Annotated in this window: 3 protein-coding genes; 1 reads left to right on the forward strand and 2 read right to left on the reverse strand. The window is 73.2% G+C overall.

The window, feature by feature from the left end; genetic code table 11:
- Positions 1-94 precede the first annotated feature (94 nt).
- The gene (locus ITI46_RS34180) at positions 95-580 is read right to left on the reverse strand and encodes a phospholipase A2 (RefSeq protein ID WP_209243902.1); all 486 of its coding nucleotides are present in this window, start codon (positions 578-580) and stop codon (positions 95-97) included.
- 124 nt (positions 581-704) lie between these two features.
- Positions 705-1313, reverse strand: a complete 609-nt coding sequence (locus tag ITI46_RS34185) for a TetR/AcrR family transcriptional regulator (protein WP_307808432.1) — start codon at positions 1311-1313, stop codon at positions 705-707.
- A gap of 66 nt (positions 1314-1379) precedes the next feature.
- Here ITI46_RS34185 and ITI46_RS34190 point away from each other — a divergent pair.
- A partial coding sequence (locus ITI46_RS34190; RefSeq protein ID WP_209243904.1) for an FAD-dependent monooxygenase occupies positions 1380-2244 on the forward strand: 865 nt, incomplete at its 3' end.

Genomic DNA, 2244 nt, shown 5'->3' on the forward strand with positions numbered 1-2244 from the left:
GGACCCGGCAAATCCCCCAACATTCCTGCGACTTGGCTTTGCGGGGCATCCCTCAGGGCCGCGGGGGCACTGCGCGACCGGAAGATGCAAGCCCTCAGAAGAACGCCCTGTCGCCCCCGATCTGCACCCCCAGGTAGTAAGCCTGCGCCGCATTGCGGCAATTGGTCAGCCGCAACGGCGCCTTGTACGTGTCCTCGCAGATCCTCCGCATCTCGGTGCGGAACCGCCCGTCGATCCAGTTCTTCGTCCTCCGCGTCGGGTCCAGCTTCAACTCGTGATCCGCACCGTAATTCCGGTACCCGAAGTCGTGCTGGACACAGGCGGGCCGGAAGACCTTGCTGTAGGGGGCGAGCCCGGTCGGTACGGAGCAGCCGTCGCTCGTCCAGTTGAACGGCGGCACGTGCGAGGCCTTCGCGAACTCCTGGTAGGGCAGGTTCATCAACCGGTCCGCCTCGGCCCGTACGGTCGAGTCCGCTCGTACGGGGGCCGCCACTGCCGTACCGGGGACGGCGAGGGTGCCCAGCATCGCGGAGGCGGTGAGCACTCCGGCGGCCAGCGGGTTGAAGAACGTCGCGCGCATCGTGACTCCCAGGTCTCGGCTCGGAGCGCTGCCGACCTGGAAACGACCGCCACCCGCGGCCCGGTGCGCCGCATCCCCCCTCCGGGGGACCGGAAAGGCCCCCGCACGGTCCTGGACCGCCCGGTCACCGAAGCGCGGTGACCACCAGCCCCCGGAACTCCTCCTCCGTCACCTCTCCGCCGTTCACCAGCCGGTCGAACACCAGCCCGTCCACGCAGGCCAGCAAGGTGAGCGTGCGTTCCTCGGGGTCCGGGACCCCGCGGGCGGCGAGGAAGGCGCGCGCGGCGTCCCGGGCGGCGTTCTCGCGGGGCAGCAGGATTTCGCGCAGTTCGGGATGGTGCACGCTCTCCACCGTGCAGGCGTACCGGGCCAGCGTCCGGCGGCGGCCCTCGCCGGTCAGCCGCTGCCGGGCGAACCCGGCCAGTGCCGCGGCCAGTTCGTCGGCGTCGCGCGGGGTCGGCAGCCGGCGTCCCGCCGCTTCCAGCTCCGCCTGGTCCCGCGCGACCAGGCGGGTGACCAGCGCGGTCAGCAGAGCCTGCCGGGTCCGGCAGTACGCGGAGGTGGTGCCGGGCGGCAGCCGCGCCGCCCGGTCCACGGCGCGGTGGGTCAGGCCCCGTATCCCGCTCTCGGCCAGCACTTCGATGGCCGCGTCGGCGATGACGGTGCGGCGGTCCCCGCGGTCGGTCCGGCTCTTCCGGGTGGGGCTGTCTGCGGCATGGCTGTCGTTGGGCACCCCCTATTTCTACATCCGTAGAAGGGCAGGGATAACCTTCTTCTACAGATGTAGAAGGAGGCTTCCATGGGACACCGTGCGGTCGTGGTCGGCGGCGGTATCGGGGGACTGGCTGCCGCGATCGGGCTGCGGCGGACCGGCTGGGAGGTGACGGTCGTCGAGCGCGCCCCGGTGCTCGCCGACGCGGGCGCGGGCATCTCCCTGCACGCCAACGGCCTGCGCGCCCTCGACGCGCTGGGCGTCGGCGCCCCGGTACGGGAGGCCGCCAGGCCCCAGTACACCGGCGGCACCCGCACCCCGGCCGGCCGGCTGCTGGCCCGTATGGACGGAGCCGCGCTGGAGCGCGAGTTGGGCACGCCGATCGTCGGCATACCCCGCAGCGCGCTGCACCGGGCGCTGCGCGAGGCCCTGCCCGCCGCGACGCTGCTGACCGGCGAGGAAGTGCGGGCGGTCGAGGATGCCCCGGAACCCGAAGGCGGCCAGGTACGGGTGCCGCTCGGCGACACCGTGCTGTACGCGGACCTCGTGGTGGCCGCCGACGGAGTGGGCAGCCGGCTGCGGCGTCAGCTCTTCCCGCACCATCCGGGCCCGGTGCACAGCGGCTCGGCCGTCGTACGGGCGATCACCGACGGTCCTGTCGATACGGGCACCGACTTCGAGCTGACCTGGGGCGGAGGTGCGGAGTTCGGCCATATCGCGTTCGCCGACGGCCGGGCCGAGTGGCACGCGGTGCTCACCGCGCCGCCCGGAGTCCGGCACCGGGACACGCTCGCCGCGATGCGCCACCGGTTCGGCAGCTGGCACGACCCGATCCCCCGGCTCCTGGACGCCACCCGCCCCGAAGCCGTGCTGCACCACGACATCGCCGAACTGGCCACGCCGCTGCCGCGGTTCACGGTGGGCCGCGTCGCCCCGCTCGGCGACGCGGCCC

It is taken from the genome of Streptomyces oryzae (assembly GCF_017676365.1).
GTDB classification, from domain to species: domain Bacteria; phylum Actinomycetota; class Actinomycetes; order Streptomycetales; family Streptomycetaceae; genus Streptomyces; species Streptomyces oryzae.

Coding starts and splice junctions, on each gene's coding strand:
- ITI46_RS34180 (WP_209243902.1), bottom strand. CDS start 580: ATGCGCGCGACGTTCTTCAACCCGCTGGCCGCCGGAGTGCTCACCGCC.